This is a genomic window from Streptomyces sp. NPDC107562, from assembly GCF_055657325.1.
Window position 1 is genome coordinate 341,037 of sequence record NZ_JBVKBE010000006.1, and the last position, 26,345, is coordinate 367,381.

The window sequence follows — 26,345 nt, forward strand, 5'->3', positions numbered from 1 at the left end:
ACGGTGACCGCGACCGAAGGACTGCTGGTACCGCCCGGCCATGGCCGTGTCGTCCAGACCCCGGCCCAGCACGTCACGTTCAAGGTGACCGGTGCGCACTCCCGGATGGCGTCCACCTTCGAGGTTCTCGTCCCCCCGGGATTCGACGTCGGCGCCCATGTGCACACCCGCAGCGAGGAGTTGTTCTACGTCCTGGAGGGCGAGCTGGACGTGCTCGCCTTCGAGCCCCGTGTGCGGACCCCCGACAACTGGCAGAAGTGGGAGTCGCGTTCGGGCAACCAGGTGGTGCGGGCGACGCCGGGCACGGTCATCGTCGTACCCCCGGGCTGCCCGCACGCGTTCGCCAATCCGACGGAGACCCCCGCAAAGATGTTCTTCCAGGCGTCCCCGCCCCCGGATCACGAGCAGTACTTCGAGGAGCTGCTGGAGATCCTGCGGGACGGAGGGCCGCCGGACCGCGAGGCGATCGAGGCGCTCCGGGCCCGGTACGACATCGAGCAGCTGACCCCGCTCAAGCACCGCTGAGCGCCGCTCCTAGCGGATGGGCTTGCCCGACAGGGTGCGGGCGATCACCAGGCGCTGGATCTCGCTGGTTCCTTCGAAGATGGTGTAGATCGCGGCGTCCCGATGCATCCGCTCCACCGGGTACTCGCGGGTGTAGCCGTTGCCGCCCAGGATCTGGATCGCCTGGGCGGTGACCGTCTTCGCGGTCTCGCTGGCGAACAGCTTGGACATCGACCCCTCGGCGGCCGTGAAGGGCTTGCCGTTGACGGCCATCCAGGACGCCCGCCACACCAGCAGCCGCGCCGCGTCGATGGACGTGCGCATGTCGGCGAGCTGGAAGGCCACGCCCTGGTTGTCGATGATCGGCCGGCCGAACTGCTCACGGGTGGTCGCGTAGTCCAACGCCACCTCGTACGCGGCCCGGGCCGTGCCCACCGCCATCGCGCCGACCGCCGGACGGGACGCCTCGAACGTGGCCATCGCCGCGTTCTTCAGGCGCTCGCCACCCGTCCTCGCCCGCTCACGGGCGCGCGCGAGCCGCTCGTCCAGCTTCTCCTTGCCGCCGAGCAGGCAGGAACCGGGCACCCGGACGCCGTCGAGGACGACCTCGGCGGTGTGCGAGGCGCGGATGCCGTGCTTCTTGAACTTCTGCCCCTGGGAGAGCCCCGGGGTGTTCGGCGGGACGATGAAGGAGGCGTGGCCCTTCGAGCCCAGCTCCGGGTCCACCACCGCCACGACCACATGGACGTTCGCGATGCCGCCGTTGGTCGCCCAGGTCTTGGTGCCGGTGAGGATCCACTCGTCCTTGGCCTCGTCGTACACCGCGCGGGTGCGCAGGGAGGCCACGTCGGAGCCGGCGTCGGGCTCGGAGGAGCAGAAGGCGGCGACCTTCACGTCGTTCGCGTCGCCGTACATCTGCGGGATCCAGGTGCCGATCTGCTCTTCGGTGCCGTTGGCGAACACGCCCACCGCCGCGAGGCCGGTGCCGACGATCGACAGGGCGATGCCCGCGTCGCCCCAGAACAGTTCCTCCATGGCCATCGGGATGCCGAGGCCGGTGGGGTCGAAGTACTGCTGTGCGTAGAAGTCGAGGGAGTAGATGCCGACCTTGGCGGCTTCCTGGATGACCGGCCAGGGAGTCTCCTCACGCTCGTCCCATTCGGCGGCCGCGGGGCGGATGACGTCGGCAGCGAAGCCGTGCAGCCAGTCCCGGACCTCCTTCTGTTCGTCGTTGAGCTCCATGGTGAACTCGGCCATGTCCCCTCCAGCGGCGCACAAAGCATGTTACTTGCGGTAACCGCAGTCTGTTACCGCTGGGTAGGAGAAGTCAACTCACCGCCCCCGCTCGGCAGCCCGTTCGAGGGCTGCCGCGCCGAGTGTTAGTTTGCGCTTGCGTCACCGATCGAGCACGGGTGGGGAGATCAGATGGACACCACGCAGCGGACCGAGCAGCAGAGGTCCGCCGACCGCCGACGGCGCGAGCTGCTGGAGGCCGCCGACCGCGTCGTGCTGCGCGACGGTCCGCAGGCCTCGATGAACGCCATCGCGGCGGAGGCGGGCATCACCAAGCCGATCCTCTACCGGCACTTCGGCGACAAGGGCGGCCTCTACGCCGCCCTGGCCAAACGGCACACCGACGCCCTGCTCGACTCGCTGCGGGCCGCCCTCGACGCCCCGGCGGAGCGGCGCGAGCGGGTGGAGAACACGCTCGACACCTACCTCGCGGCGATCGAGGCCCGGCCCCAGGTGTACCGCTTCCTGATGCACCCGGCGGAGGGCTCGCCCGGAGACCAGGGCTTCGACGTGGGCAAGCACTCGGCCCCGTTGCTGCGGCGCATGGGTGAGGAGCTGGCCCAGGTCATCGAGGACCGGCTGGACCTCGGGCCGGAGAGTCAGCGGCTGGCGCGGGTCTGGGGGCACGGGATCGTCGGGATGATGCATGCCGCCGGCGACTGGTGGCTGGGCGAACGGCCCTGTTCCCGCGCCGAGTTGGTGCGATGCCTCGCCGACCTGCTCTGGGGCCGGCTCGCCGCCGCGGGCGACCGGGTGGGGGGTCCCGGGTTCTGAGGGCCGCACCGTCCGCGGGCCGGGGACCCTCGCGCGCTCCTCCGCCCCCGCAGGACGTGCGCTCACGTGCGCCAGGGGGCCTTGGACACCTGGCGCAGCAGGCGTCGGTGGCGCCGGCCCGTGACACGGTCGGCGTAGACCGTTCCGTCCAGGTGGTCGCACTCGTGCTGGAGGCAGCGGGCGAAGAAGCCGGTGCCGTGGATCGTGACCGGCTCACCCGTCGTCGTGACACCCTCGACCACCGCGTGGTCGTAGCGCTCCGTGCCCGCCTCCAGGCCCGGCAGCGACAGACAGCCCTCCGGGCCGCGGATCACCACGCCGTCCGCCTCGACCAGACGCGGGTTCACCACATGCCCCAGGTGCCGTACGTCCTCGTCGTCCGGACAGTCGAAGACGAAGACCCGGAGCGCCTCGCCGACCTGGTTCGCGGCCAGGCCGACGCCCTGGGCGGCGTACATGGTCGCGAACAAGTCCTCCACGAGCCGGGAGAGTTCGGGGCCGAACGTGGTGACTTCCGTGCAGGGTGTGTGCAGGATCGGGTCGCCGAGCAGGGTGAGGGGCCGGACACGCCCGTGAGCGCCCGGGATGGAGCCTTGTCGCATGCCGGCAAGGGTACGGTCCTCGCGGGCGCGCTCCCCGCGCGCGGGGATCGTGACGGTGCCGCGATTCGGGCAGGTGAGTGTGTCTGGATAGGCTGGGACGTCACCACGTTGCCGGATGCTACGGCGCGGCGCGTACGCAAGGAGGATCGAGAACTGATGGCAGGCAACTCGGACCCGCTCTCGCCGCGGGCCAAGCTGGCCGTGACCGCGGGCAAGGCGGTCGCTGCGGCATCACGCGCAGCGGGACGCGGCAGCGGTTCGGTGATCGGTGGCCGGGTGGCCCTCAAGCTCGACCCCGACCTTCTGGCCCGGCTCGCCCAGAACCTGGACGTCACCCTGGTGTCGGCGACCAACGGCAAGACCACGACCACGCGGCTCATCGCCGAGGCGCTGCGCGCCGCCGGACCCGTGGTGTCCAACGCGCTCGGCGCCAACATGCCCGCCGGCATCACCTCGGCGCTGGCGGGCGGCTCGGACGCCAAGTTCGGCGTCATCGAGGTCGACGAGAAGTACCTGGCCGGTGTGGCACGGGACACCGACCCGAAGTGCATCGCGCTGCTGAACCTCTCCCGTGACCAGCTCGACCGTGCCGCCGAGACCCGGATGCTCGCCGAGAACTGGCGTGAGGGTCTCGCCGGCACCAAGGCCGTGGTCGTCGCCAACGCGGACGACCCGCTCGTGGTGTGGGCGGCCTCGTCCTCGCCGAATGTGATCTGGGTCGCGGCCGGGCAGATGTGGAAGGACGACGCCTGGTCCTGCCCGTCCTGCGGCGGCGTGATGCGGCGCCCCGGCGACGACTGGTTCTGCGGCGAGTGCGGCTTCCGCCGCCCCACGCCGAGCTGGGCGCTCTCCGGCGACCACGTGCTCGACCCGCACGGCTCCGCCTGGCCGATCCACCTTCAGCTGCCGGGCCGCGCCAACAAGGCCAACGCCACCTCCTCGGCGGCCGTCGCCGCCGTGTTCGGGGTGCCGCCGCAGGTCGCCCTGGAGCGGATGTACCAGGTGCAGGCGGTGGCCGGGCGCTACGACGTGGTGCAGTTCCTGCAGCGCGATCTGCGGCTGCTGCTCGCCAAGAACCCGGCCGGGTGGCTGGAGACGTTCTCCCTCATCGACCCGCCGCCGACCCCGGTGATCCTCTCCGTGAACGCGCGCGGCGCCGACGGCACGGACACCTCGTGGCTCTGGGACGTCGACTACACGCGGCTGACCGGGCACCCGATCTTCGTCATCGGCGACCGCAAGCTCGACCTCGCGGTGCGGCTGGAGGTGGCGAACCAGCACTTCCAGGTCTGCGAGAACCTCGACGAGGCGGTGCAGAAGGCCCCGCCGGGCCGGATCGAGGTCATCGCCAACTACACCGCGTTCCAGGACCTGCGCCGCCGCGTCGGCAACTGACAAGACTTCAGGGGACTTTCGTGAGCGACAACCAACTGCGGGTCGTCTGGATCTACCCGGACCTGCTCAGCACGTACGGCGACCAGGGCAACGTCCTGGTCGTGGAGCGCCGGGCGCGGCAGCGGGGCCTGGACGTGGCACGGATCGACGTGCGCAGCGACCAGCCCATCCCGACCTCCGGCGACATCTACCTGATCGGCGGCGGCGAGGACCGGCCGCAGCGGCTCGCGGCCGAGCGGCTGCGGCGTGACGGCGGGCTGCACCGGGCCGTCGGCAACGGCGCGATCGTGTTCTCGGTCTGCGCCGGCTACCAGATCCTCGGGCACGAGTTCATCAACGACCTCGGCCAGCGCGAGCCCGGCCTCGGTCTGCTCGACGTCGTCTCGGTGCGCGGCGAGGGCGAGCGGTGCGTCGGTGACGTGCTCGGCGACGTCGACGAGCGGCTGGGTCTGCCCCCGCTGACCGGCTTCGAGAACCACCAGGGCATCACCCGTCTCGGGCCGACGGCCCGCCCGCTCGCCCGGGTGCGGTTCGGCAACGGCAACGGCACGGGCGACGGCACGGAGGGCGCGTACAACGACACGGTCTTCGGCACCTACATGCACGGACCGGTGCTGGCCCGCAATCCGCAGATCGCGGACCTGCTGCTGAAGCTGGCGCTGGACGTCAACGCGCTGCCGCCGACCGACGACCACTGGTACGAGGCGCTGCGCGACGAGCGCATCGCGGCGGCGCAGCAGCAGCCCACCTGAGGCGACGTTTCCGGCGCGGTCCCGCACCGCCCGGGAAGCCCGTCTGACGGACCGTCCGCACAGGTGAGCGCGGTCGTCCAGCAGTCGGACGCACGGTTCGGTCCCGCCCCCCTGTGCCGCTAGGGTGGCGGGGATCGAGCCGGACAGCGTGGTCCGGACCCGGCCCACGTCGAGAAGGTATTTCGGGCTATGCGCATTGGTGTCCTCACCTCCGGCGGCGACTGCCCCGGTCTGAACGCCGTCATCCGGTCCGTCGTGCACCGTGCCGTCGTCGACCACGGCGACGAGGTCATCGGGTTCCGGGACGGCTGGAAGGGCCTGCTGGAGTGCGACTACCTCAAGCTCGACCTGGACGCGGTGGGCGGCATCCTCGCGCGCGGCGGCACCATCCTCGGCTCCTCCCGGGTCCGTCCCGAGCATCTGCGCGACGGTGTGGAGCGGGCCCGCGGCCATGTCCAGGAGCTCGGCCTCGACGCGATCATCCCGATCGGCGGTGAGGGCACCCTGAAGGCGGCCCGGCTGCTGTCGGACAACGGGCTGCCCATCGTGGGCGTGCCGAAGACGATCGACAACGACATCGCCGTGACCGACGTGACCTTCGGCTTCGACACCGCCGTGACCGTCGCGACCGAGGCGCTGGACCGGCTCAAGACCACCGCCGAGTCCCATCAGCGGGTTCTGATCGTGGAGGTCATGGGCCGGCACACCGGGTGGATCGCCCTGCACTCCGGCATGGCAGCGGGCGCCCACGCCATCGTCGTACCGGAGCGGCCCTTCGACATCGACGAGCTGACCGCGAAGGTCGGCGAGCGGTTCGAGGCGGGAAAGCGGTTCGCGATCGTCGTGGTGGCGGAGGGCGCGAAGCCGCGGCCCGGCTCCATGGCGTTCGACGAGGGCGGCAAGGACGTCTACGGGCACGAGAGGTTCGCGGGGGTCGCCCGGCAGCTCTCCGTGGAGCTGGAGAACCGGCTCGGCAAGGAGGCGCGGCCCGTCATCCTCGGACATGTGCAGCGCGGTGGTACGCCGACCGCGTACGACCGGGTGCTGGCCACACGGTTCGGGTGGCACGCGGTGGAGGCCGCGCACCGGGGCGAGTTCGGGAAGATGACCGCGCTGAACGGGACCGACATCGTGATGGTGCCGCTGGCGGAAGCGGTGGAGACGCTGAAGACGGTGCCGGAGGACCGGTACGCCGAGGCGGAGTGCGTGCTGTAGCCGCTCCGGTGCGTGGCACTGCCCCCGGTCGCAGGAGCGACCGGGGGCAGTTCTAGTCTTGGGCCGGACAGACAGCACAACCCGTACGAAACAGGAGCCGTTGGATGGATCACAGCGGGCACGGCATGACCACGGACCTGCCGCCGTTCACGCTGGGGCGGGGGCTGCAGTGGTCGCCCGAGCCGTTCTTCCTCGTGGCCTGCCTGCTGGGGCTCGCGCTGTACGGGTGGGGCGTCCTGCGGCTGCGGCGGCGCGGGGACCGGTGGCCCCTCGGGCGGACCGTGTCCTTCGTCGTCGGGGTGCTGACCATCGGGCTGATGATGTGCACCAAACTGAACGACTACGGCATGGTCATGTTCAGCGTGCACATGGTGCAGCACATGGTGATCAGCATGCTCTCGCCGATCCTGATCCTGCTGGGCGGTCCGATCACCCTCGCGCTGCGCGCGCTGCCGCCCGCCGCCCGGGGGCACAAGGGGCCGCGCGAACTCCTGCTGGCACTGCTGCACAGCCGGTACATGCGGATCATCACGCACCCGGCGTTCACGATCCCGCTGTTCATCGCCAGCCTCTACGCCCTGTACTTCAGCCCGATCTTCGACACCCTGATGGGCTCCAAGCCGGGGCACATCGGGATGATGGTGCACTTCCTCGCCGTCGGCCTGGTCTTCTTCTGGCCGATCATCGGCGTGGACCCGGGGCCGCACCGGCCGGGCCACCTGATGCGGATGCTGGAGCTCTTCGCGGGCATGCCGTTCCACGCGTTCTTCGGCATCGCGCTGATGATGGGCTCGACGCCGATGATCGGCACCTACGCCGATCCGCCCGCCTCGCTGGGCATCGACCCACTCGCCGACCAGAACGCGGCCGGCGGTATCGCCTGGGCGTTCAGCGAGATCCCGTCCGTGCTGGTGCTGATCGCCCTGCTGTTCCAGTGGTACGCCTCGGAGCAGCGCCAGGCCCGGCGCACGGACCGGGCCGCCGATCGCGACGGCGACAAGGAGCTGGAGGCGTACAACGCCTATCTGGCGTCGTTGGACGCGCGCAGCCGCTGACCCACCCCGCCACCTGCGAAGACGCGTACGACGAACGCGTGCTCGATTACGGCACCGTCGTCCGCCCCTCGTCCGGGCGCCCGGAATCCCCGCCCTCATTTCGCCTTGACCACCGCACCGGCGCGGAACCGGGGCACCATGGGAGGGGACGAACCATGAGGAGGGTGTTGCGATGCCCGGTTCTACGGACGGCTCTACGAAGGCGATGGGGGTGCTCACCGTCGGCGGACTCGTCGTGGTGACCGCCTACACAGTGGCGCTCGGCAGCAACGGCTGGCTGTGGTTCGGCTGGGTCGTGCTGGGCCTGATCACCCTGGGGATGGTGGCCACCCGCAGCACCTGAGGTGGTTCACTCGCGGGTGAGCCTGCCCGCCGAGTGCACCCCCGGCTGGTACTTCGGTAGCCGGGCGGTGACCTTCATCCCCGCGCCGACGGCGGTCTCGATGACGAGGCCGTAGTCGTCGCCGTAGACCTGGCGCAGCCGGTCGTCGACGTTGGACAGCCCGATCCCGCCCGACGGGCTGACCTCCCCGGCGAGGATCCGGCGCAGCAGGTCGGGGTCCATGCCGGCGCCGTCGTCCTCGATCACCACGAGGGCCTCGGCGCCGGTGTCCTGGGCGGTGATGCTGATGTGGCACTTGTCGGCCTTGCCTTCGAGGCCGTGCTTGACGGCGTTCTCGACCAGCGGCTGGAGGCAGAGGAAGGGCAGCGCCACCGGCAGCACCTCGGGGGCGATCTGGAGCGTGACGGAGAGGCGGTCGCCGAAGCGTGCCCGCACGAGCGCCAGATAGTGGTCGATGGCGTGGAGCTCGTCGGCGAGGGTGGTGAAGTCGCCGTGCCGGCGGAACGAGTAGCGGGTGAAGTCGGCGAACTCCAGCAGCAGTTCACGGGCGCGCTCGGGGTCGGTGCGCACGAACGAGGCGATCACCGCCAGCGAGTTGAAGATGAAGTGCGGGGAGATCTGGGCACGCAGGGCCTTGATCTCGGCCTCGATGAGCCGGGTGCGGGACTGGTCCAGGTCGGCGAGTTCGAGCTGCACGGAGACCCAGCGGGCCACCTCGCCGGCCGCCCGGACCAGCACGGCGGACTCGCGGGGCGCGCAGGCCACCAGGGCGCCGTGCACCCGGTCGTCGACGGTGAGCGGGGCGACCACCGCCCAGCGCAGGGGGCAGTCCGGGGCGTCGCAGGTCAGCGGGAAGGCCTCGCCGCGGCCGGTCTCCAGCGGGCCGGTCAGCCGCTCCATGATCTCGGCGCGGTGGTGCGCGCCCACGCCGTCCCAGGCGAGCACCCGTCTGTCGTCGGTGAGGCACAGGGCGTCCGTGCCGAGCAGGGAGCGCAGCCGACGGGCCGACTTGCGCGCGGTCTCCCCGGTGAGGCCGGCCCGCAGCGGGGGCGCGGCGAGGGAGGCGGCGTGCAGGGTCTCGAAGGTGGCGTGCTCGACGGGGGTGCCGAGGCCGCCGAGGCTCTCGGGTCGGGCCGTGCGCCGGCCCAGCCAGAAGCCCGCGGCGAGCAGCGGGAGCACGGCGACACAGAGACCGGCGATGAATCCGCTCATGCCTTCACCTCCGCCCGGACCTCCTCCGGGAGATGGAACCGTGCGAGGATCGCCGCCGTGCCCGGCGGTACCCGGCTCGCGGTCGCGAGCGACACCAGCACCATCGTGAGGAAGCCCAGCGGCACCGACCAGAGCGCGGGCCAGGCGAGCAGCGCGTGCAACGGGCCGGGGCCGGGGAAGCCCGCCATGGTCGCGGCCACCGCGAGGAAGGCCGAACCGCCGCCGACGAGCATTCCGGCCGCCGCGCCCGGCGGGGTCAGGCGCCGCCACCAGATGCCGAGCACCAGCAGCGGGCAGAAGGACGACGCCGACACGGCGAACGCCAGCCCCACCGCGTCCGCCACCGGCAGCCCGCCGACCAGCACGCTCCCGACGAGCGGCGCGGCCATCGCGAGGACCGTGCCGAGCCGGAAGTGCCGCACGCCCCGGGCGGGCAGGACGTCCTGGGTCAGCACGCCGGCCACCGCCATGGTCAGTCCCGACGCCGTGGACAGGAACGCCGCGAAGGCACCGCCCGCCACCAGCGCGCCGAGCAGATCACCGCCGACGCCTCCGATCATGCGCTCCGGCAGCAGCAGGACCGCCGCGTCCGCGTCGCCGGTGAGGGTGAGTTCGGGGGCGTAGATGCGGCCGAGGGCCCCGTAGACCGGGGGCAGCAGGTAGAAGCCGCCGATCAGGGCGAGCACGGCGACCGTGGTCCGGCGGGCGGCGACACCGTGCGGGCTCGTGTAGAAGCGGACGACGACGTGCGGCAGGCCCATGGTGCCGAGGAAGGTGGCGAGGATCAGTCCGTACGTGGCGTACAGCGGGCGGTCCTCGTGGCTCTCGGCCCGTGACGGTGCCATGCCGCCGCCGCTCGCGGAGTCGGCGGTGGGGACGGGGGTGCCCTTGTCGAAGGTGAGGCGGGTGCCCTGGGCGATGCGGTGGGTGCCGGCCGGGAGGTCCAGGCGCCGCTCCTCGTAGGTGTGCCCGTCGACCCTGCCGCTGACCGTCACCGTCAGCGGGCTGTCCAGCTTCAGGTCGAGGGTGTCGTCGACGCGGACGACGCGCTGTTCGCGCAGGGCGGCCGGTTCGTCGAAGGCGTCTCGGGGGGCGCCGTCGCCCTGCCAGGCGAGGACGAGGAAGAGGGCGGGGACCAGGAGGGCGGTGAGTTTGAGCCAGTACTGGAAGGCCTGCACGAACGTGATGCTGCGCATGCCGCCCGCGGCGACGATGGCCGTGACGACGACGGCGACGATGATGCCGCCGAGCCAGTCGGGGGCTCCGGTCAGGACGGTCAACGTCAGTCCGGCGCCCTGAAGTTGGGGCAGCAGGTACAGCCAGCCGACGCCGACGACGAAGGCGCCCGCGAGCCGTCGCACGGCCGGGGAGGCGAGGCGGGCCTCGGCGAAGTCGGGCAGGGTGTAGGCGCCGGAGCGGCGCAGGGGGGCGGCGACGAAGACGAGGAGCACCAGGTAGCCGGCGGTGTAGCCGACGGGGTACCAGAGCATGTCCGGGCCCTGCACGAGGACCAGCCCCGCGATGCCGAGGAAGGACGCGGCGGAAAGGTACTCGCCGCTGATCGCGGCGGCGTTCAGCCGGGGGCCGACGGTGCGGGAGGCCACGTAGAAGTCGGAGGTGGTCCGGGATATGCGCAGGCCGAAGGCGCCGACCAGGACGGTCGTCACGACGACCAGGGCGACGGCGGGGACGGCGTATCCGGAGTACATGTACCCAAGTCCTCTGTGCGGTCCTGTCGGTGTCAGCGGTCCTCGACCAGGCGGACGAAGTCGCGTTCGTTGCGTTCGGCGCGGCTGACGTACCAGCGGGCCAGCAGGACCAGCGGCGCGTACAGGCAGAAGCCGAGGACCAGCCACTCCAGGCGCCGGGCGTCGGGGGCGGTCGCGAACACCAGCGGCAGGGGGCCGACGAGCAGGACGAGCACGGCGAACACCGTGAGGGCGGCGCGCAGTTGGGTGCGCATCAGGGAGCGGACGTAGGTGTGTCCGAGGGTGGTCTGCTCGTCGATCTCGGTCTGCGGGCGGTAGTAGCCGGAGGCGCGGCGCGCGCCCCGGCGGGGGCCGGTGACGACGACGCGGCGCTCGGTGGGCTCCTGGGGCACCGTCACGCCCTCCTCATCAGCAGGTCCCGCAGCTCCCGCGCGTGGCGCCGACTGACCTGCAGTTCCTCGGATCCGATCACGACGCTCACCGTGCCCGCGTCCAGGCGGAGTTCGCCGATGTGGCGCAGGGCGACCAGATGGCGGCGGTGGATGCGCACGAAGCCGCGGGAGCGCCAGCGGTCCTCCAGGGTGGACAGCGGGATGCGGACGAGGTGGCTGCCCTTGCCGGTGTGCAGCCGGGCGTAGTCGCCCTGGGCCTCGACGTGGGTGATGTCCTCGACGGCGACGAAGCGGGTGACGCCGCCGAGCTCCACGGGTATCTGGTCGGGGTCGGGTTCGTGCACGGGGATGCGCGGGGCGGTGCCGCGCTGCTCGGCGGCCCGGCGCACGGCCTCGGCCAGCCGCTCCTTGCGGACCGGCTTGAGGACGTAGTCGACCGCCTTGAGGTCGAAGGCCTGGACGGCGAAGTCCTCGTGCGCGGTGACGAAGACGACCAGTGGTGGCTGGGCGAACCCGGTGAGCAGCCGGGCCAGGTCGAGGCCGTCGAGACCCGGCATGTTGATGTCCAGGAAGACGACGTCGATCGCCTCGGGTCCGGCGGGACCGGACTCCAGGGCACGGGTGATCCGGCGCAGCGCCTCGGTCGCGTCGCCGGCGCCCTCGGCGCTGCCGATGCGCGGGTCCGCGTTCAGCAGGTACACGAGTTCCTCGAGGGAGGGGCGTTCGTCGTCGACAGCGAGGGCGCGCAGCATGAACGTGGAGTCTAGGAGCAATTCGTACGCCTGCACACGTGCCGGGCGCGGACGTTCCCGCTGGATACAGTGCCCGCATGAACAGCAGGCCGACACCGTTCGACGAACTGGACCGGAAGATCATCACCGCGCTGATGGCGAACTCCCGGACGAGCTTCGCCGAGATCGGCGCGGCGATCGGTCTGTCCTCGACCGCCGTGAAACGCCGGGTGGACCGGTTGCGGGAGACCGGTGTGATCACCGGTTTCACGGCGACGGTGGAGCCGTCGGCGCTGGGCTGGCGCACCGAGGCCTACGTCGAGGTGTACTGCGAGGGCGCGGCGCCGCCCCGGCGCCTCGCGGAGGTGGTGCGCGGCTATCCCGAGATCGCGGCGGCGATGACGGTGACCGGGGGCGCGGACGCGCTGCTGCACGTGCGGGCACGGGACGTGGAGCATTTCGAGGAGGTGCTGGAGCGGATCCGTGCGGAGCCGTTCATCCGCAAGACGATCAGCGTGATGGTGCTGTCCCACCTCCTGCCGGAGAGTCCCGAGGCAGGTGCCAGCCAGCCCGCGCCAGAGCGCGCACCAGACGTGCGCTGACGGCGGTGACAACGCAGCGATCCTGCGTGAACACGCAGCTCTTGTCGCTTGTCGGGCGTCAGTACCGGCTTCTACCGTGAAACCACCCCAGTCGACACCGCAGGAAGCGGAGGGACCCCTCTGTGTCCGAAACCCGTGTGCCGCGACGGCGGCGCTTCCTCGTCTGCGAACCCAGACACTTCGCCGTGCAGTACGCGATCAATCCCTGGATGCATCCCGACGTGCAGGTCGACGTCGGTCTCGCCCAGGAGCAGTGGCGGACGCTGATCCGCGTCTACGAGGACCACGGCCACACGGTCGACACCGTGGCGCCGGTGCCCGGCCTGCCGGACATGGTCTTCGCCGCCAACTCGGCGGTCGTGGTCGACGGCCGCGTCTTCGGCTCCCTCTTCCACGCGCCCGAGCGGCGCCCCGAGTCCACGTACTACGACACCTGGTTCAAGGGCGCGGGCTTCGACGTCTACCGGCCGGAGAACGTGTGCGAGGGCGAGGGCGACCTCGTCCCGACGGGCCGGTTTGTGCTGGCCGGCACCGGCTTCCGTACCACCCGCGAGGCCCACCGTGAGGTGCAGGAGTTCCTCGGGGTGCCGGTGATCTCGCTGACCCTGGTGGATCCCTACCTCTACCACCTCGACACGGCGCTGTTCGTGCTCGACGACGAGAACATCGCGTACTACCCGGAGGCCTTCTCGCCCGGCAGCCGTGAGGTGCTCGCGCGGCTGTACCCGGACGCGGTGCTCGGCACCCGCGAGGACGCGATGACGTTCGGGCTGAACTCCGTCTCCGACGGACGTCACGTCTTCATCTCACCCCGCGCCGAGGGCCTCGCCGCGCAGCTCGCCGAACGCGGCTATGTGCCCGTGCCGGTGGACCTGTCGGAGTTCCACAAGGCCGGCGGGGGCATCAAGTGCTGCACCCAGGAAATCCGGGAGACCCGTTCATGACCGCACCCGTCCGTACCCGCGACTCCGCCGAGCTGATCCGCGCCGAGGAGCCGGTGCTCGCGCACAACTACCACCCGCTGCCCGTGGTCGTGGCCGCGGCCGAGGGCACCTGGGTGGAGGACGTCGAGGGCCGCCGCTACCTCGACATGCTGGCCGGCTACTCGGCGCTCAACTTCGGCCACCGTCACCCCGCGCTCGTCGAGGCGGCCCATCGCCAGCTCGACCGCCTCACGCTGACCTCCCGGGCCTTCCACAACGACCGGCTCGCTCAGTTCGCCGAGCGGCTGGCCGCGCTGACGGGCCTGGACATGGTGCTGCCCATGAACACGGGCGCCGAGGCCGTCGAGAGCGGCATCAAGGTGGCGCGCAAGTGGGCGTACGAGGTGAAGGGCGTCCCCGCCGACCGGGCGACGATCGTGGTCGCCGCGGAGAACTTCCACGGCCGTACGACGACGATCGTGAGCTTCTCGACGGACGAGACGGCACGGGCCGGTTTCGGTCCGTTCACGCCGGGCTTCCGGATCGTGCCGTACAACGACCTGGCCGCGCTGGAGGAGGCGGTCGACGAGACGACGGCCGCGGTGCTGATCGAGCCCATCCAGGGCGAGGCCGGCGTCGTCGTCCCGGACGACGGCTATCTGGCGGGCGTACGGGAACTGACGCGTCGCAAGGGATGCCTGTTCATCGCGGACGAGATCCAGTCGGGCCTCGGCCGCACGGGCCGCACGCTCGCCGTCGAGCACGAGGGCGTCGTTCCCGACGTGCTGCTGCTGGGCAAGGCGCTGGGCGGGGGCATCGTGCCGGTGTCTGCGGTGGTCGCGCGCCGTGACGTGCTCGGCGTACTGCGGCCGGGCGAGCACGGTTCGACGTTCGGCGGCAACCCGCTGGCCGCGGCGGTCGGCACGGCGGTCGTCGAGCTGCTGGAGACGGGTGAGTTCCAGCGGCGGGCCACCGAGCTGGGCGTGGTGCTGCGGGACGGCCTCGACGAGCTGGTCGGCAAGGGCGTCGTCGGCTTCCGCGCGCGCGGGCTGTGGGCGGGCGTCGACATCGACCCGGCGATCGGCAGCGGACGCGAGATCAGCGAACGGCTGATGCGCGAGGGTGTCCTGGTGAAGGACACGCACGGCTCGACGATCCGCCTCGCCCCGCCGCTGACCATCACCGAGGAGGAGCTGCGCTCCGCGCTGGCCACCCTGGGCACGGTGCTGGGACAGGCCTGAGCAAGGGGTACGCGCCGCCCCGGCACGGCCCGACCGAGCACCAGGAACGGACCGGGCACCTGAGCGGACCGCACGCGCCCCGGAGGGTGCCGACGGCCGGAACCGGAAACGGCACGCCCGGAAGGCCTCCGGCGCAGGCCCGGGGAACCGCCTGGGAACACGGTCGGCACCCGCCCCCGGCAGCACCAGGACCGGTCCGAGACGCGTAACGGACGGGACTGGGTGGCGCGCGGTCGGAGCCGGGGCGGGGCAGGCTGGAGGGGTGGGGTGCCGCGGCGGGGAGGGCGCCCTCGTACTTCCGGCCGCGCGGCCCGTCGAGCTCCTCCCGGGCCGCCCGGACCGCTGCCACCCGGCCGCCCGCGCACCCGCCGCCCGTCCGCTCACTGGACGGGCGGCCGCCCCACGCGGCAGCCCCGCCCTCACAGGGGTGAAGATGGGGGCAAGAGGTGGTAGACCACTCTCAGCGACAGAGAGGTCAACCGGTGGGCACATTCGAGGAGCGCGACGTCGAGCGTCGGCCGTTCGACGTGGCGGACGCCGCTCCCGTGCTGCTCGACGCCCACGGCGTCGTGACGAGCTGGACCAGGGACGCCCAGCGCCTGCTCGGGTACACGCCCGGCGAGGCCGTCGGCCGCGGCGTCGCCGAGCTGCTCGCCGCCCAGGACGCGTCGCGCGTGCCGGGCCTGGTCGAGCGGTGCCGCAGGGACGGCGGCTGGACGGGCCTGCTGACCGCCCGGCGCGAGGACGGCTCGTCCGTCCGCGTCATGGTCCGGGTCACCCCGGCCCTGGAGACCCAGGGCCCCTCCCGCTGGCTGGTGCTGATGTCGGAGTTGGCCGAGGCCCCGGGCTGGGACATGAGCCGCAACATGCTGGAACAGATGGTGTCCCGCTCCCCCGTCGGCATAGCGATCGTCGACACCGACCTGCGCTACGTCTGGTCGAACATCGCCCTCTCCCAGTTCGGCGGCGGTCCGCCGAGCCGGCGGCTGGGTCTGCGGCTGGCGGACATCCAGCCGGGCCTGGACACCGAGGCGATCGAGGCGCAGATGCGGCACGTGCTGACGACCGGCGAGTCGGTCTCCGGCTACGAGCTCGTCGGCCACGTACGGTCCGCCCCGTTCCGTGAGACCGCGCACATGATGTCGTTCACCCGGCTCGACGACGGCCAGGGCCATCCGATGGGCGTCTACTACACGGTCCTCGACATCTCCGACCGGCACCGCGACCGTCAGCGTCTCGCCCTGCTGGACCGGGCCGGTGAGCGCATCGGCCGCACGCTGGACATCACGCTGACCGCGCAGGAGCTGGCCGACGTGGCGGTGCCCGACCTCGCCGACTTCGTGACCGTGGACCTGCTGGAGTCGGTGCTGCGCGGCGGGGAACCGGAACCCGGCCACCCGCGCGACACCGAGCAGGCGCAGCTGCGCCGGGCGGGCCAGCGCTCGCTGGACCGGCGCGTCACCGAGGCCCTCGTCGGCATCGGCGAGGTCGCGGCGTACCTGGCGGGGTCACCGCCGGTCCGCTCGCTGACGACGGGCATGCCCTGGCTCGGGGCGCGGCTCGACCCGCTCGCCGAGGAGTGGGCCACGGACGCGCCCGGCACCCGGCGGTCGATCTTCCTGGAGCTGGGCCTGCACAGCGCGATGACCGTGCCCATCCGCGCACGGGGCGTCACTCTCGGGGTCACCACCTTCTTCCGGCGCCGCCGGCACGAGCCCTTCGACGAGGGCGATCTGAGCCTGGCCGAGGACCTCGTCTCCCGGGCGGCCGTCTGCGTCGACAACGCCCGCCGCTACACCCGGGAGCGGGACGCGGCCCTGGTGCTGCAGCGCAGCCTGCTGCCGCACCGGCTGCCCGAGCAGGAGGCCGTGGAGGTGACGGCCTGCTACCGGCCCGCCGACGAGTTGGCCGGCGTCGGCGGCGACTGGTACGACGTGATCCCGCTGTCGGGGGCGCGGGTCGCCCTCGTGGTCGGCGAGGTCTCCGGGCACGGCATCAACGCCGCCGCCGCGATGGGACGCCTGCGGACCGCCGTGCGCACCCTCGCGGCGCTGGACCTGTCCCCGGAGGAGGTGCTCGGACACCTCGACGACCTGGTGGCGATGGGCACGCCCGAGGAGGGAGTCGTGCCCGACGCGGGCGGGATCGACAACCGTCAGGGCGGGACGCAGGACGACGCGCCCGGGGGCCCCGAGTCCGTCGGATCCGGCTGCCTGTACGTCGTCTACGACCCGGTCGACGGCCGGTGCACCATGGCCGCCGCCGGGCACCCGGCACCGGCGGTCATCGGGGCCGACGGCAAGGTGGTCTTCCTGGAGCTGCCGCAGGGTCCCGCCCTCGGCGTGGGCGGACCGCCGTTCGAGTCGGTGGAGGTGACGCTGGCCGGGGGCAGCACGCTGGTGCTCCACACGGACGGGCTGCTGGCCGGCGACGACGAGGCGTGGGCGATCGACGTGGGCCGGGACCGGCTGCGCGGCGCGCTGGAGCGGACCGCGCCGTCCCTGGAGGGACGCTGCCGTGCCGTGGTGGACGCGCTGGTGCCCGCGCGCCCGCACGACGACGTGGCCCTGCTGCTGGCACGCACCCGGCTGCTCAGTTCGGAGCAGGTGGCGACCTGGGAGCTGCCCGTCGACCCGGCCGTCGTCTCCGACGCCCGCAAGGCGGCCTGCCGGCAGCTGTCGGCGTGGGGTCTGGACGAGCTGGCCTTCACCACCGAATTGGTGGTGAGCGAGCTTGTCACCAACGTCATCCGGCACGCCGTCGGCCCCATCCGGCTACGGCTGATCCGGGCGGCCACGCTGGTCTGCGAGGTGTTCGACAGCGGCGCCACCGCACCGCATCTGCGCCATCCGCGCACCACGGACGAGGGCGGACGGGGGCTGCTGCTGGTCTCACAGCTCACCCAGCGGTGGGGCACCCGGTTCGTCCCCGACGGCAAGGTCATCTGGGCGGAGCAGCCGCTGTCCGGCCTCCCGGACTGACGCGGCAGGCCCTTCGCCGCCTCCGCGGGCAAAATGAGGGGAACACCGTGGTGAGGCGGGAGCCATGAACGACGGGGCGATCGACTACGGGGCGGTCTTCCGGGCACTGCCCGGCATGGTCGCCCTGCTGACGCCCGATCTGGTGTTCGCCGACGCCAACGAGGAGTTCCTGCGGTTGTCGGGGCGCCGCCGCGAGGACGTCGTGGGCCGCTATCTCTTCCACGTCTTCCCCGACAACCCCGGCGACCCCGAGGCGACCGGCATGCGCAATCTGGAGGCCTCGCTGCGCCGGGTGCTGGCCACCGGCGAGCGGGACACCATGGCGCTGCAGCGGTACGACGTGGAGGGTCGGCCGGGGCAGTGGGAGGTGCGGTACTGGAGCCCCGTCAACGAGCCGGTCGTCGGCCCGGACGGGGCGGTCGAGCTGCTGGTGCACCGGGTCGAGGAGGTCACCGAGCTGATCGCGGCCCGCGGGGGTCCCGGCGGGAGCAGGGCGCGGGTGCTGGAGGCGGAGCTGTACACCCGGGCCCGTGAGCTCCAGGAGCTCAACGACCGGCTGCGTGACGCGCACGAGCGCGAACGTGAGGTGGCGCTGGCGCTCCAGAAGGCCATGCTGCCCGCCCGCCGTGAGGTGGGGCTGCACCAGACGGCCGTACGCTACCGGCCGGCGGTCGGCGCGCTGCACGTGTGCGGGGACTGGTACGACCTGGTCGACCTGGTCGGCGGCAGCCGCATCGCGGTCTCGGTCGGCGACGTGGTGGGTCACGGCCTCGGGGCCGCCTGCGTCATGGGCCAGCTGCGCAGCGCGCTGACCGCGGCCTCCCGGGTGGCGGCGGGCCCGGCCCAGGCGCTCGACGTGCTGGGGCGGTTCGCGCACGTCGTGGACGGGGCCGAGTCGGCCACGGCGGTGACGACGTTCATCGACTGCGACCTGCGGACCATCACCTACAGCAGCGCCGGTCACCTGCCGCCGGTGCTGGTCCAGCCCGACGGTCGCGTCGAGTTCCTGGACCGGGCCACCGATCCTCCGCTGGACGCCCATCCCGACCCGCGGCCGCGCCCGCAGGCCGGCACCGGGTTCACGCCCGGCGCCACGCTCGCCCTGTACACCGACGGGCTGGTGGAGCGGCGCCGAGAGGACATCGACAAGGGGGTGGCCCGCCTCGCCGAGTCGCTCGTGCGGCACCGGGAGGCCGAGCCCGAGGTCCTCGCGGACGCCGTGCTGCACGAGTTGCTGCCTCCAGAGGGCGCCGGCGACGACACCGTGCTGATCGTCGTCAGGCTCTGACCGCCGGGAGCCGGGACGCGGTGCGGGGGCCGGCACGCGGTGCGTCCCGGCCCCCGCAGGGCGTTCGTCCTACGGCTTGCGCGCCACCGCCCCGTACATGGCGATGTCCTCGTCGCGGATGCCCTCCTCGCCCATGCCGTCCGGGCGCCACTTGTGGACCTGGACGATGCCGGGCTCGACGAGTTCCAGGCCGTCGAAGAACTCGTGGGCCTCGTCGATGGTGCGCAGCCGCATCGGCATGTTGCGGGCGGCGTACTCGCGGGCGACGCGGCCCACCTCCTCGGGCGCGAACTCGGCCGTGCCGATGGACATCGCGAGGTAGCTGCCCGAGGGCAGCGGCTCCAGCAGGCGGCGCACGATGCCGACCGCGTCGTCCTCGTCCAGGATGAAGTGGACGATCGCGATCACAGTGAGCGCCACCGGCCGCGTGAGGTCGAGGGTCTCGCGCAGTTCGGCGGCGTCGACGATGCTGCCCGGCTCGCGGAAGTCGGCCTCGATGTACGCGGTCCGCCCCTCGGGGGAGCTGGCCAGCAGCCCCTGGGAGAGGGTGAGGACGATGGGGTCGTTGTCGACGTAGACGACCCGTGACTCGGGCGCCACCGCCTGGGCGATCTCGTGCAGGTTCGGCGAGGTCGGTATGCCGGTGCCGACGTCGAGGAACTGGCGTACGCCCGCCTCCTCGGCGAGCCAGCGCACGGCGCGGTTCATCCAGTCGCGGTTGGCCCGCATGTGGATGGGCAGGGCGGGCCACTCCCGGGACATGGCGTCGCCCGCCTCCTTGTCCGCGGGGTAGTAGTCCTTGCCGCCCAGGATGTAGTCGTAGATCCGCGCGGAGTGCGCGTTCTCGGTGTCGATGCGGTCGGCCGGCCATCCGTTGTCAGGCAACGCCGTGTCTCCCATTCGGGTTCGGGGGGGGGTGAGGGGAACGCTCGCTCAGCTACCGACGGGGGCGAGGAGCCCGGAGAACAGGTTAGGAGAGCGTGGTCGAACAGGAGGACGATCAGAGCAGGAAGTCGGCCTCACCCGACTTCACACCCGTCAGGAAGGTCGTGACCTCCAGGGGTGTGAAGACCAGCGCGGGCCCTTCCGGGTCGGTGGACTGGCGGACGGCGACCCGCCCGTCGTCGAGCTTCAGCACCTCCACGCAGGCGCCTCCGGCGTCGTCGCTCCACGGCTTGGACCAGCCCTGGGCGCCCAGTGCGGGGGCGGGCATGCCGTTGTGTACGGGGCGTGTGGGGTGGTGCACGTCAGAGCTCCTTGCGAATAGCGCCGAGTTGGGCCTCGGTCTTGCCGGCGGGCGCCGCCTGGGCGCCCAGCCGGTCCAGGGCCTCGCGGTACACCACGACGTCGTCGCTCTTGTCCAGGTAGACGGCGCCCACCAGGCCGTTGAGATAGACGATGTCGGGCAGCTCGCGCGCCCGGAACCGGAAGAGGTGGAAGGCACCGGCCCGCATCGCGGGGTGCGGGCCGTTCGCGAACCGCATGATCTGCAGGGTCACGTGCGGCAGCCGGTTCACCTCGATCAGATGGTCGACCTGTGCGCGCATCACGTCCGCGCCGCCGACCGGCCAGCGCAGCACGGTCTCGTCCATCACGACCCACAGCCGCGGCGGCGCCGGGCGGGTCAGCAGCTCCTGGCGGCGCATCCGCAGTGCGACCCGGCGTTCGGTCGCCTCGGCCGGGGCGTGCGGGTTGCCGGCGCCGAGCAGGGCACGGGCGTAGCCCTCCGTCTGCAGCAGACCGTGCACGAACTGGTTCTCGTAGGCACGGATCTGCAACGCCGCCTGTTCCAGGCTCAGATAGGCGGCGAACCAGTCCGGCAGCACGTCCCGGTAGGTGTGCCACCAGCCGCGCTTGTTGGCCTCGCGCACCGACTTCAGGAAGGTGTCGATCTCCTGCTGGTCCGTCACTCCGTAGACCTGGAGCAGCTTCTCGGCGTCCGGGAGCCGGAGCCGGGCCACCTTGGCGGCCTCCATCCGGCGGATCGTGGAGTGGCTGACGCCGATCGCGGCACCCGCCTGCTCGAACGTGAGGCCGGCCCGGGTCCGCAGCTCCTCCAGCTGTCTGCCGAGGATCATGCGCAGCACGGAGGGAGCGCCGCCCCAGTCGGTTTCCGCGGTCACGCCCTACCCCCTCATGCCGTCGGCTCCAGGGCCACCGTCTCACGCGGTCAGTAACGGAATGCCATTCGATCATTTCCTGGCGAGAGCAGCATGCACCTGGCCAATTGCAAATTTCAACTTGTGGCTTGCGAGCAGTTGTCGGCGGGTGCCACAGTGGACCCACTGTCCACGGCACACCGAACGGTGCGGTGTAACGGCCCAGTTGGGGGAGGCCGTTCCACAACTCACCGACATGCGGCGCGTATTGCACCTCCGTCTCCACCACGCGCATCCGGCCGACCCGACAGCTGTACGGCGATGACGCACATGGCAGACGAAAGGCGTACGGCGATGGCTCCGCCCTCCCTCCCCCACCCGGTGGACCACCTGCCCGGGCATGACCTCCCCGACCGCGCCGCCACCGCGCGACAGGCCTTCCGCCTGGCCGGCGCCGATCCCCTCGACGCACTGCCCGGCCCGGAGCACCCGCTCCGGGCGCCGTCGAGGGCGACGCGCGCCCCGCAGTCACCCGGAGGCGAGTTCGCCGGTCGACTCCCCGGGCCGCAAGGCCCCGACCGCCTCGCCTCCGGGGATCTGCCCGCGCACCGGGCCCACACGTTCGTCCTGCCGGCGACCCCGGAATCGGCCGGTGCGGCCCGGCGCGCCGTGCGCCGGACGCTGACGTCGTGGCACATCCACGCCGACGACGTTGACAACGCTGTCTTGGTCACCTCCGAGCTGGTCACCAACGCGGTGACGCACTCGGGCAGCGAGCGGATCGTGTGCCGACTGCACCTGGTCGGACGCCGACTCCGCGTCGAGGTCGAGGACCAGAACCTCGGCTCCACGCTCCCGGCGTCCCGCCAAGCCTGCCCCGACGACCAGAACGGCCGCGGGCTCGTCCTGGTCGAGGCGGTCTGCGACGACTGGGGCGTCGGACCCGCCCCGAACCGCACGGGACGCGTCGTCTGGGCCGACCTGACGACGACCCCCTCCCCGCCCGTCCCGCCCACCCCCGCGACACCCCCCGCCCGGCCCGTCCCCCACTCGGCCGAAGGATCAGTCCCCCATGTTCCGACCGCACAGCCGTGACCCCCACCCCTGCCGCTCCGCCACGACGCTCCGTCCCGCCCCCGCCCGGGGCGACGGGCTCCGCCTGCCGATCCCGCCGCAGCTGCCCACGAGCCTCGGCTACGACGCCGTGGGCACCTCGCCGGAACACGGCGAGACGATCCTGGACGCGCTCCCCCGCGTCGGCTGCGTCTTCGCCGACGACCGGCACTGGTGGTGGATCGTCCCGTCCGGATCGCACATCGGGATCACCTGGCCGCCCAGCACGACGTACGCGATCGGCGCCCGGATGGGCGATCCGTCCTGGACGGCCACCCGTCCAAGGCCTGGCCCGAGCCACCCGCGCCTGCTGCACTCCCCCACGGACGGCTCGCCGTACACGCCTCCGATACCGCTGTACTTCCTCACCTGCCGCCTCACCGGCAGCAGTCCGCGCTGGTCGCTCGGCGCAACCGAATGAAGAGCCACCGGTACGGCGCACTCCCCCGGCGCCGTACCGGTTTCCCACCCTCCCGCCCGCGCCTACACTGACACCTCACGACGTGCTGGTTGACCTGCGAGAACACTGCGGGGCGCCGAACCGACGGAGTGAGGAGCCACCCGTTGTTCTACTACCTGCTCAAATACGTCCTTCTCGGGCCGTTGCTCAGACTGGTCTTCCGGCCCCGGATCGAAGGGCTGGAGCATGTGCCGGCCTCGGGTGCGGCGATCGTCGCGGGCAACCATCTCTCCTTCTCGGACCACTTCCTGATGCCGGCGATCCTCAAGCGCCGCATCACCTTCCTGGCGAAGGCGGAGTACTTCACCGGTCCCGGCATCAAGGGCCGGCTGACGGCGGCGTTCTTCCGCAGCGCCGGGCAGATCCCGGTCGACCGCTCCGGTAAGGACGCCGGCCAGGCGGCGATCCGCGAGGGCCTCGGGGTGCTGAGCAAGGACGAACTGCTCGGCATCTACCCGGAGGGCACCCGCTCCCACGACGGCCGCCTCTACAAGGGCAAGGTCGGGGTCGCGGTGATGGCCCTCAAGGCCGGGGTCCCGGTGATCCCGTGCGCGATGATCGGCACCTTCGAGGCCCAGCCGCCGGGCAAGGTCGTCCCCCGCCTCCACCCCGTCGTGATCCGCTTCGGCGAGCCCCTCGACTTCTCCCGCTACGCCGGCATGGAGAACGAGAAGGCCGTCCTGCGGGCCATCACGGACGAGATCATGTACGCCATCCTGACGCTGTCCGAGCAGGAGTACGTCGACCGGTACGCGGCCGTCGTCAAGGCGGAGGCCTCGCAGAAGCCGGAGCAGCGGGAGCGCAGGTTCCGGCGTACGCCGCTGCGCTGACCCGAGCCGTGCCGGCCGGGCTCCTCTGCTCTGAGCCGAAATCCCTGGCCCGCCCGGTCGGCGCGGCCTACGGTCGCCCCCATGAGACGTGCTGTGGTGATCGGAGCGACAGGCCAGATCGGGCGCCCGGCGGTGCGTGCCCTCGCACGGGACGGCTGGGAGGTGACGGCCGCGTCCCGGGGCGGCGGACGGGACGAGACCTGGCCCGCGGAGGTGCGCGCGGAACGGCTGGACCGGAGCGACGACGCGGCGCTGGCCGCGCTGATCGGCGACGGCTGCGACCTCGTGGTCGACGTCGTCGCCTTCGGGCGCGAGCACGCCCGGCAGCTCACGGACCTGGCCGGGCGGATCGGCTCGGCGGTGGTGATCTCCAGCGTGTCGGTGTACCAGGACGACAAGGGCCGCGGCTTCGACACCCAGGCCGAACCGGACGGCTTCCCCGAGTACCCGGTGCCCCTGCCCGAGAGCCTGGGCACGGTGGCGCCCGGCGACTCCTCGTACAGCACCCGCAAGGTGGCCCTCGAACAGGAACTGCTGGCGGCCGGCGACCGGTTGCCCACCACGCTGCTGCGCGCCGGGGCGGTGCACGGCCCGCACTGCCGCACGCCCCGCGAGCTCTACTTCGTCAAGCGCAACCTGGACGGCCGCACCCGCCGCGTCCTCGCGTACGGCGGCCGGAGCCGCTTCCATCCGGTGAGTGTCCACACGCTCGCCGAGCTGATCCGCCTCGCGGCCGCCCGTCCCGGCTCGCGCGCCCTGAACGCCTGCGACGATCAGGCGCCGCCGGTGCGGGAGATCGCCACCGCGATCGACGCGGTGATGGGCGTCGAGACGGAGACCGTCCTGGTCGAGGGCCCGCCGCCCGCCCCCTCGGTCGGCGACAGTCCGTGGTCGGTCCCGGTGCCCGTGGTGTGCGACATGGCGGCGGCGGAACGGGAGCTGGGGTACCGGCCGGTGGTGCGCTACGCCGAGACGCTGCCGGAGACCGTCGAGTGGATCGAGCGCCGACTGTCCGGGCGGGACTGGAAGAAGGCGTACCCGAAGATGTTCCAGGCGTACGGCGATCTCTTCGACTACGCCGCCGAGGACGCCTGGTTCCGCGAGGGGCGGCCGGCAGGTCCGCCGGCCGCCCCTGGCAGCGTGTGAGCGGACCTTACGGCTTGGGCGTGGCGTGCGGGGCGCACGTCACGTCCTTGGCGTCCAGCTCGCCGGTGAGCAGATAGGCGTCGACCCGGTCGTTGACGCAGGAGTTGACCAGGCTGGTGACGCCGTGCGAGCCCGCGCCCTTCTCGGTGATCAGCCGGGAGCCCTTGAACCGCTGGTGCAGTTCGAGGGCGCCTTCGTACGGCGTGGCCGCGTCGCGCTCCGACTGCACGATCAGGACCGGGGGCAGACCCTTGCCCGTCCGCACGTCCAGCGGGGTGTTCTGCTGGGCGGGCCAGGTGGCGCACGGCAGGTTCATCCAGGCGTTGGCCCAGGTCATGAACGGGTGGTCACGGTGCAGCCGGGTGTTGTCGCGGTCCCACCGCTGCCAGCTGGTGGGCCACTTGGCGTCCGCGCACTCGACGGCGGTGTAGACGGCGTTGCCGTTCTCCGCGTCGGCGTTGCCCACGGTGTCGGACAGGTCCGGGGCCGCGGCGTCGACGAGGGCCTGGGTGTCACCGGCGACATACTGGCTGAAGACGGTGGCGACCGGCACCCACGAGGAGTCGTAGTACGGGGCGCTCTGGAAGAAGGAGATCAGCTCGGCCGGGCCGACCACGCCGCCGAGGGGGTTCTTCTTCGCGGTGGCACGCAGCTGGAGCCACTTGTCCTGCACCTCGGCGCGGGTGTCGCCCAGGTGGAAGGCGGCGTCGTTCTTCGCGACCCAGTCCTGCCAGTCCTTCCAGCGCGTCTCGAAGGCCACGTCCTGGTCCAGGTTGGCCTGGTACCAGATCTTCTCCCGCGACGGGTTGACCACGCTGTCCACGACCATGCGGCCGACGTGGCGCGGGAAGAGCGTGCCGTAGACCGCGCCGAGGTAGGTGCCGTACGAGACGCCGAGGAAGTTGAGCCGCTTCTCGCCGAGCGCGGCGCGGACGACGTCCAGGTCGCGTGCGGTGTTCGGCGTCGTCATGTGCGGCAGCATGGCGCCACTGCGCTCCTGGCAGCCCTCGGCGTACTCGCGGGCCAGCTTGCGCTGGGCGCGCTTGTCGGCCTCGGAGCCGGGCACCGGGTCGAGCTTCGGCGCCTTGACGAACTCCTGGGGGTCGACGCAGGAGATCGGCGCCGACTTGCCGACTCCGCGCGGGTCGAAGCCCACGAAGTCGTAGGCCTTGGCCACCTTGGCCCAGACGGCGTTGTTCGTGGTGACCCGGCGCGGGAACCGCAGTCCGGAGCCGCCGGGGCCGCCCGGGTTGTAGACGAGGGCGCCGAGGCGCTCCTGCTCGCCGCCGGTGTTGCCGATGCGGTCCACGGCGAGCTTGATCTGCTTGCCGTAGGGCTTGGCGTAGTCGAGCGGCACGGTGACCCAGCCGCACTGGATCGGCTTCTCCAGGCCCCAGTCGGCGGGGCAGTCCTTCCAGTCGACGCCGGCCCGGGCGGCGCGGGCGGCGGCGACCGCGACCCCCCAGGACTCCTGGCCCTGACCGTGGCGGGCGCGTTCGGCGCCGTCGCCGGCGCTCGCGGTGGCGGTGGGCGCGGCCACCGCGCCGGCTATGAGCGTCGCTGCGACGAGCAGTCCGGCCGAACCCACGGCCGCTGTCCGCCTCTTCGGTCTGATGTCCCTCAAGTGGGGCCTCCCGTACACCGTTTCGATGAGTACGGGTGATCCTGTCCGCTGTGAGGTCGCC

The 26,345-nt window shown here is 72.1% G+C and carries 26 protein-coding genes; 16 read left to right on the plus strand and 10 right to left on the minus strand.

What is annotated here, in order from left to right; genetic code table 11:
- Positions 1-3 precede the first annotated feature (3 nt).
- Positions 4-525: a cupin domain-containing protein gene (locus ACZ7LV_RS19955; protein ID WP_471940892.1), complete on the plus strand. Its 522-nt coding sequence runs from the start codon at positions 4-6 to the stop codon at positions 523-525.
- Positions 526-534: 9 nt separating this feature from the next.
- Here ACZ7LV_RS19955 and ACZ7LV_RS19960 read toward each other — a convergent pair whose 3' ends face one another.
- Entirely contained in the window at positions 535-1,761 is a 1,227-nt protein-coding gene (locus tag ACZ7LV_RS19960; RefSeq protein ID WP_471940894.1) for an acyl-CoA dehydrogenase family protein, read from the minus strand.
- A 168-nt stretch (positions 1,762-1,929) separates the two neighbouring features.
- Here ACZ7LV_RS19960 and ACZ7LV_RS19965 point away from each other — a divergent pair, with 168 nt between their 5' ends.
- The gene (locus ACZ7LV_RS19965; RefSeq protein ID WP_471940896.1) at positions 1,930-2,571 is read left to right on the plus strand and encodes a TetR/AcrR family transcriptional regulator; all 642 of its coding nucleotides are present in this window, start codon (positions 1,930-1,932) and stop codon (positions 2,569-2,571) included.
- 62 nt (positions 2,572-2,633) lie between these two features.
- Here ACZ7LV_RS19965 and def read toward each other — a convergent pair whose 3' ends face one another.
- Positions 2,634-3,173 (minus strand): peptide deformylase, encoded by a 540-nt coding sequence (def, locus tag ACZ7LV_RS19970; RefSeq protein WP_471940897.1) that lies wholly within the window; start codon positions 3,171-3,173, stop codon positions 2,634-2,636.
- A 156-nt stretch (positions 3,174-3,329) separates the two neighbouring features.
- On the opposite strand from def, the gene ACZ7LV_RS19975 reads away from it, so the two are divergent.
- From ACZ7LV_RS19975 to ACZ7LV_RS19995, 5 genes are all read left to right on the plus strand, one after another.
- The gene (locus ACZ7LV_RS19975; protein WP_471940899.1) at positions 3,330-4,568 is read left to right on the plus strand and encodes a MurT ligase domain-containing protein; all 1,239 of its coding nucleotides are present in this window, start codon (positions 3,330-3,332) and stop codon (positions 4,566-4,568) included.
- 20 nt (positions 4,569-4,588) lie between these two features.
- On the plus strand, positions 4,589-5,320 hold the full coding sequence (locus ACZ7LV_RS19980) for a type 1 glutamine amidotransferase (protein ID WP_471940900.1): 732 nt from the start codon (positions 4,589-4,591) through the stop codon (positions 5,318-5,320).
- Between the two features lie 189 nt (positions 5,321-5,509).
- Positions 5,510-6,535: a 6-phosphofructokinase gene (locus ACZ7LV_RS19985; RefSeq protein ID WP_401671851.1), complete on the plus strand. Its 1,026-nt coding sequence runs from the start codon at positions 5,510-5,512 to the stop codon at positions 6,533-6,535.
- 104 nt (positions 6,536-6,639) lie between these two features.
- Complete coding sequence (locus tag ACZ7LV_RS19990; RefSeq protein WP_471940902.1) at positions 6,640-7,590, plus strand: cytochrome c oxidase assembly protein; 951 nt, start codon at positions 6,640-6,642, stop codon at positions 7,588-7,590.
- 172 nt (positions 7,591-7,762) lie between these two features.
- Positions 7,763-7,933, plus strand: a complete 171-nt coding sequence (locus tag ACZ7LV_RS19995; protein ID WP_141310231.1) for a hypothetical protein — start codon at positions 7,763-7,765, stop codon at positions 7,931-7,933.
- Positions 7,934-7,939: 6 nt separating this feature from the next.
- Here the strand turns inward: ACZ7LV_RS19995 and ACZ7LV_RS20000 are convergent, their stop codons facing one another.
- The 4 genes from ACZ7LV_RS20000 to ACZ7LV_RS20015 are packed head-to-tail and all read right to left on the minus strand — an operon-like array spanning position 7,940 to position 11,998.
- Positions 7,940-9,145 (minus strand): sensor histidine kinase, encoded by a 1,206-nt coding sequence (locus ACZ7LV_RS20000; RefSeq protein ID WP_471940904.1) that lies wholly within the window; start codon positions 9,143-9,145, stop codon positions 7,940-7,942.
- The gene (locus ACZ7LV_RS20005) at positions 9,142-10,854 is read right to left on the minus strand and encodes a sodium/solute symporter (RefSeq protein WP_471940906.1); all 1,713 of its coding nucleotides are present in this window, start codon (positions 10,852-10,854) and stop codon (positions 9,142-9,144) included. Before ACZ7LV_RS20005 ends, ACZ7LV_RS20000 begins: the two co-directional genes overlap by 4 nt.
- Before the next feature lie 32 nt (positions 10,855-10,886).
- Positions 10,887-11,246 (minus strand): hypothetical protein, encoded by a 360-nt coding sequence (locus ACZ7LV_RS20010; RefSeq protein WP_401672365.1) that lies wholly within the window; start codon positions 11,244-11,246, stop codon positions 10,887-10,889.
- Between the two features lie 2 nt (positions 11,247-11,248).
- Positions 11,249-11,998: a LytR/AlgR family response regulator transcription factor gene (locus ACZ7LV_RS20015; protein ID WP_401671861.1), complete on the minus strand. Its 750-nt coding sequence runs from the start codon at positions 11,996-11,998 to the stop codon at positions 11,249-11,251.
- Between the two features lie 77 nt (positions 11,999-12,075).
- On the opposite strand from ACZ7LV_RS20015, the gene ACZ7LV_RS20020 reads away from it, so the two are divergent.
- The 5 genes from ACZ7LV_RS20020 (at position 12,076) to ACZ7LV_RS20040 (ending at position 19,012) form a co-directional block, all read left to right on the plus strand.
- Positions 12,076-12,579 carry an Lrp/AsnC family transcriptional regulator gene (locus ACZ7LV_RS20020; RefSeq protein ID WP_401671863.1) on the plus strand — a complete coding sequence of 168 codons (504 nt, stop codon included), beginning with the start codon at positions 12,076-12,078 and terminating at the stop codon, positions 12,577-12,579.
- A gap of 122 nt (positions 12,580-12,701) precedes the next feature.
- On the plus strand, positions 12,702-13,523 hold the full coding sequence (gene ddaH / locus ACZ7LV_RS20025; RefSeq protein ID WP_471940908.1) for a dimethylargininase: 822 nt from the start codon (positions 12,702-12,704) through the stop codon (positions 13,521-13,523).
- Complete coding sequence (gene rocD / locus ACZ7LV_RS20030) at positions 13,520-14,743, plus strand: ornithine--oxo-acid transaminase (RefSeq protein WP_471940910.1); 1,224 nt, start codon at positions 13,520-13,522, stop codon at positions 14,741-14,743. The genes ddaH and rocD overlap by 4 nt, the downstream gene beginning before the upstream one ends.
- Positions 14,744-15,225: 482 nt before the next feature.
- A complete protein-coding gene (locus ACZ7LV_RS20035) occupies positions 15,226-17,724 on the plus strand; it encodes a SpoIIE family protein phosphatase (protein ID WP_471940912.1) in 2,499 nt (832 codons plus the stop codon).
- Between the two features lie 64 nt (positions 17,725-17,788).
- Entirely contained in the window at positions 17,789-19,012 is a 1,224-nt protein-coding gene (locus ACZ7LV_RS20040; RefSeq protein WP_471940914.1) for a PP2C family protein-serine/threonine phosphatase, read from the plus strand.
- Positions 19,013-19,081: 69 nt separating this feature from the next.
- On the opposite strand, the gene ACZ7LV_RS20045 is transcribed toward ACZ7LV_RS20040, so the two are convergent.
- The 3 genes from ACZ7LV_RS20045 to ACZ7LV_RS20055 form a co-directional block, all read right to left on the minus strand.
- Positions 19,082-19,897: an SAM-dependent methyltransferase gene (locus ACZ7LV_RS20045; RefSeq protein WP_471940916.1), complete on the minus strand. Its 816-nt coding sequence runs from the start codon at positions 19,895-19,897 to the stop codon at positions 19,082-19,084.
- 115 nt (positions 19,898-20,012) lie between these two features.
- Positions 20,013-20,225, minus strand: a complete 213-nt coding sequence (locus ACZ7LV_RS20050) for a DUF397 domain-containing protein (RefSeq protein WP_471940994.1) — start codon at positions 20,223-20,225, stop codon at positions 20,013-20,015.
- A 34-nt stretch (positions 20,226-20,259) separates the two neighbouring features.
- The gene (locus ACZ7LV_RS20055) at positions 20,260-21,135 is read right to left on the minus strand and encodes a helix-turn-helix domain-containing protein (protein WP_471940917.1); all 876 of its coding nucleotides are present in this window, start codon (positions 21,133-21,135) and stop codon (positions 20,260-20,262) included.
- A 306-nt stretch (positions 21,136-21,441) separates the two neighbouring features.
- On the opposite strand from ACZ7LV_RS20055, the gene ACZ7LV_RS20060 reads away from it, so the two are divergent.
- From ACZ7LV_RS20060 to ACZ7LV_RS20075, 4 genes are all read left to right on the plus strand, one after another.
- Positions 21,442-22,206, plus strand: a complete 765-nt coding sequence (locus ACZ7LV_RS20060; RefSeq protein ID WP_471940919.1) for an ATP-binding protein — start codon at positions 21,442-21,444, stop codon at positions 22,204-22,206.
- On the plus strand, positions 22,184-22,645 hold the full coding sequence (locus ACZ7LV_RS20065) for a hypothetical protein (protein ID WP_471940921.1): 462 nt from the start codon (positions 22,184-22,186) through the stop codon (positions 22,643-22,645). Before ACZ7LV_RS20060 ends, ACZ7LV_RS20065 begins: the two co-directional genes overlap by 23 nt.
- Positions 22,646-22,788: 143 nt before the next feature.
- Positions 22,789-23,514: a lysophospholipid acyltransferase family protein gene (locus tag ACZ7LV_RS20070; RefSeq protein WP_471940923.1), complete on the plus strand. Its 726-nt coding sequence runs from the start codon at positions 22,789-22,791 to the stop codon at positions 23,512-23,514.
- An 81-nt stretch (positions 23,515-23,595) separates the two neighbouring features.
- Positions 23,596-24,660, plus strand: a complete 1,065-nt coding sequence (locus ACZ7LV_RS20075) for an NAD-dependent epimerase/dehydratase family protein (RefSeq protein WP_471940925.1) — start codon at positions 23,596-23,598, stop codon at positions 24,658-24,660.
- 7 nt (positions 24,661-24,667) lie between these two features.
- Here ACZ7LV_RS20075 and ACZ7LV_RS20080 read toward each other — a convergent pair whose 3' ends face one another.
- Positions 24,668-26,284 (minus strand): alpha/beta hydrolase, encoded by a 1,617-nt coding sequence (locus ACZ7LV_RS20080; protein WP_471940927.1) that lies wholly within the window; start codon positions 26,282-26,284, stop codon positions 24,668-24,670.
- Positions 26,285-26,345 lie beyond the last annotated feature (61 nt).

Bases quoted from the DNA above. Each gene is read 5' to 3' on its own strand.
- ACZ7LV_RS19960 (WP_471940894.1), bottom strand. From the start codon at position 1,761: ATGGCCGAGTTCACCATGGAGCTCAACGACGAACAGAAGGAGGTCCGG.
- ACZ7LV_RS19965 (WP_471940896.1), top strand. From the start codon at position 1,930: ATGGACACCACGCAGCGGACCGAGCAGCAGAGGTCCGCCGACCGCCGA.
- def (WP_471940897.1), bottom strand. From the start codon at position 3,173: ATGCGACAAGGCTCCATCCCGGGCGCTCACGGGCGTGTCCGGCCCCTC.
- ACZ7LV_RS19975 (WP_471940899.1), top strand. From the start codon at position 3,330: ATGGCAGGCAACTCGGACCCGCTCTCGCCGCGGGCCAAGCTGGCCGTG.
- ACZ7LV_RS19985 (WP_401671851.1), top strand. From the start codon at position 5,510: ATGCGCATTGGTGTCCTCACCTCCGGCGGCGACTGCCCCGGTCTGAAC.
- ACZ7LV_RS19990 (WP_471940902.1), top strand. From the start codon at position 6,640: ATGGATCACAGCGGGCACGGCATGACCACGGACCTGCCGCCGTTCACG.
- ACZ7LV_RS19995 (WP_141310231.1), top strand. From the start codon at position 7,763: ATGCCCGGTTCTACGGACGGCTCTACGAAGGCGATGGGGGTGCTCACC.
- ACZ7LV_RS20000 (WP_471940904.1), bottom strand. From the start codon at position 9,145: ATGAGCGGATTCATCGCCGGTCTCTGTGTCGCCGTGCTCCCGCTGCTC.
- ACZ7LV_RS20005 (WP_471940906.1), bottom strand. From the start codon at position 10,854: ATGTACTCCGGATACGCCGTCCCCGCCGTCGCCCTGGTCGTCGTGACG.
- ACZ7LV_RS20015 (WP_401671861.1), bottom strand. From the start codon at position 11,998: ATGCTGCGCGCCCTCGCTGTCGACGACGAACGCCCCTCCCTCGAGGAA.
- ACZ7LV_RS20020 (WP_401671863.1), top strand. From the start codon at position 12,076: ATGAACAGCAGGCCGACACCGTTCGACGAACTGGACCGGAAGATCATC.
- rocD (WP_471940910.1), top strand. From the start codon at position 13,520: ATGACCGCACCCGTCCGTACCCGCGACTCCGCCGAGCTGATCCGCGCC.
- ACZ7LV_RS20040 (WP_471940914.1), top strand. From the start codon at position 17,789: ATGAACGACGGGGCGATCGACTACGGGGCGGTCTTCCGGGCACTGCCC.
- ACZ7LV_RS20050 (WP_471940994.1), bottom strand. From the start codon at position 20,225: ATGCCCGCCCCCGCACTGGGCGCCCAGGGCTGGTCCAAGCCGTGGAGC.
- ACZ7LV_RS20060 (WP_471940919.1), top strand. From the start codon at position 21,442: ATGGCAGACGAAAGGCGTACGGCGATGGCTCCGCCCTCCCTCCCCCAC.
- ACZ7LV_RS20065 (WP_471940921.1), top strand. From the start codon at position 22,184: ATGTTCCGACCGCACAGCCGTGACCCCCACCCCTGCCGCTCCGCCACG.
- ACZ7LV_RS20075 (WP_471940925.1), top strand. From the start codon at position 23,596: ATGAGACGTGCTGTGGTGATCGGAGCGACAGGCCAGATCGGGCGCCCG.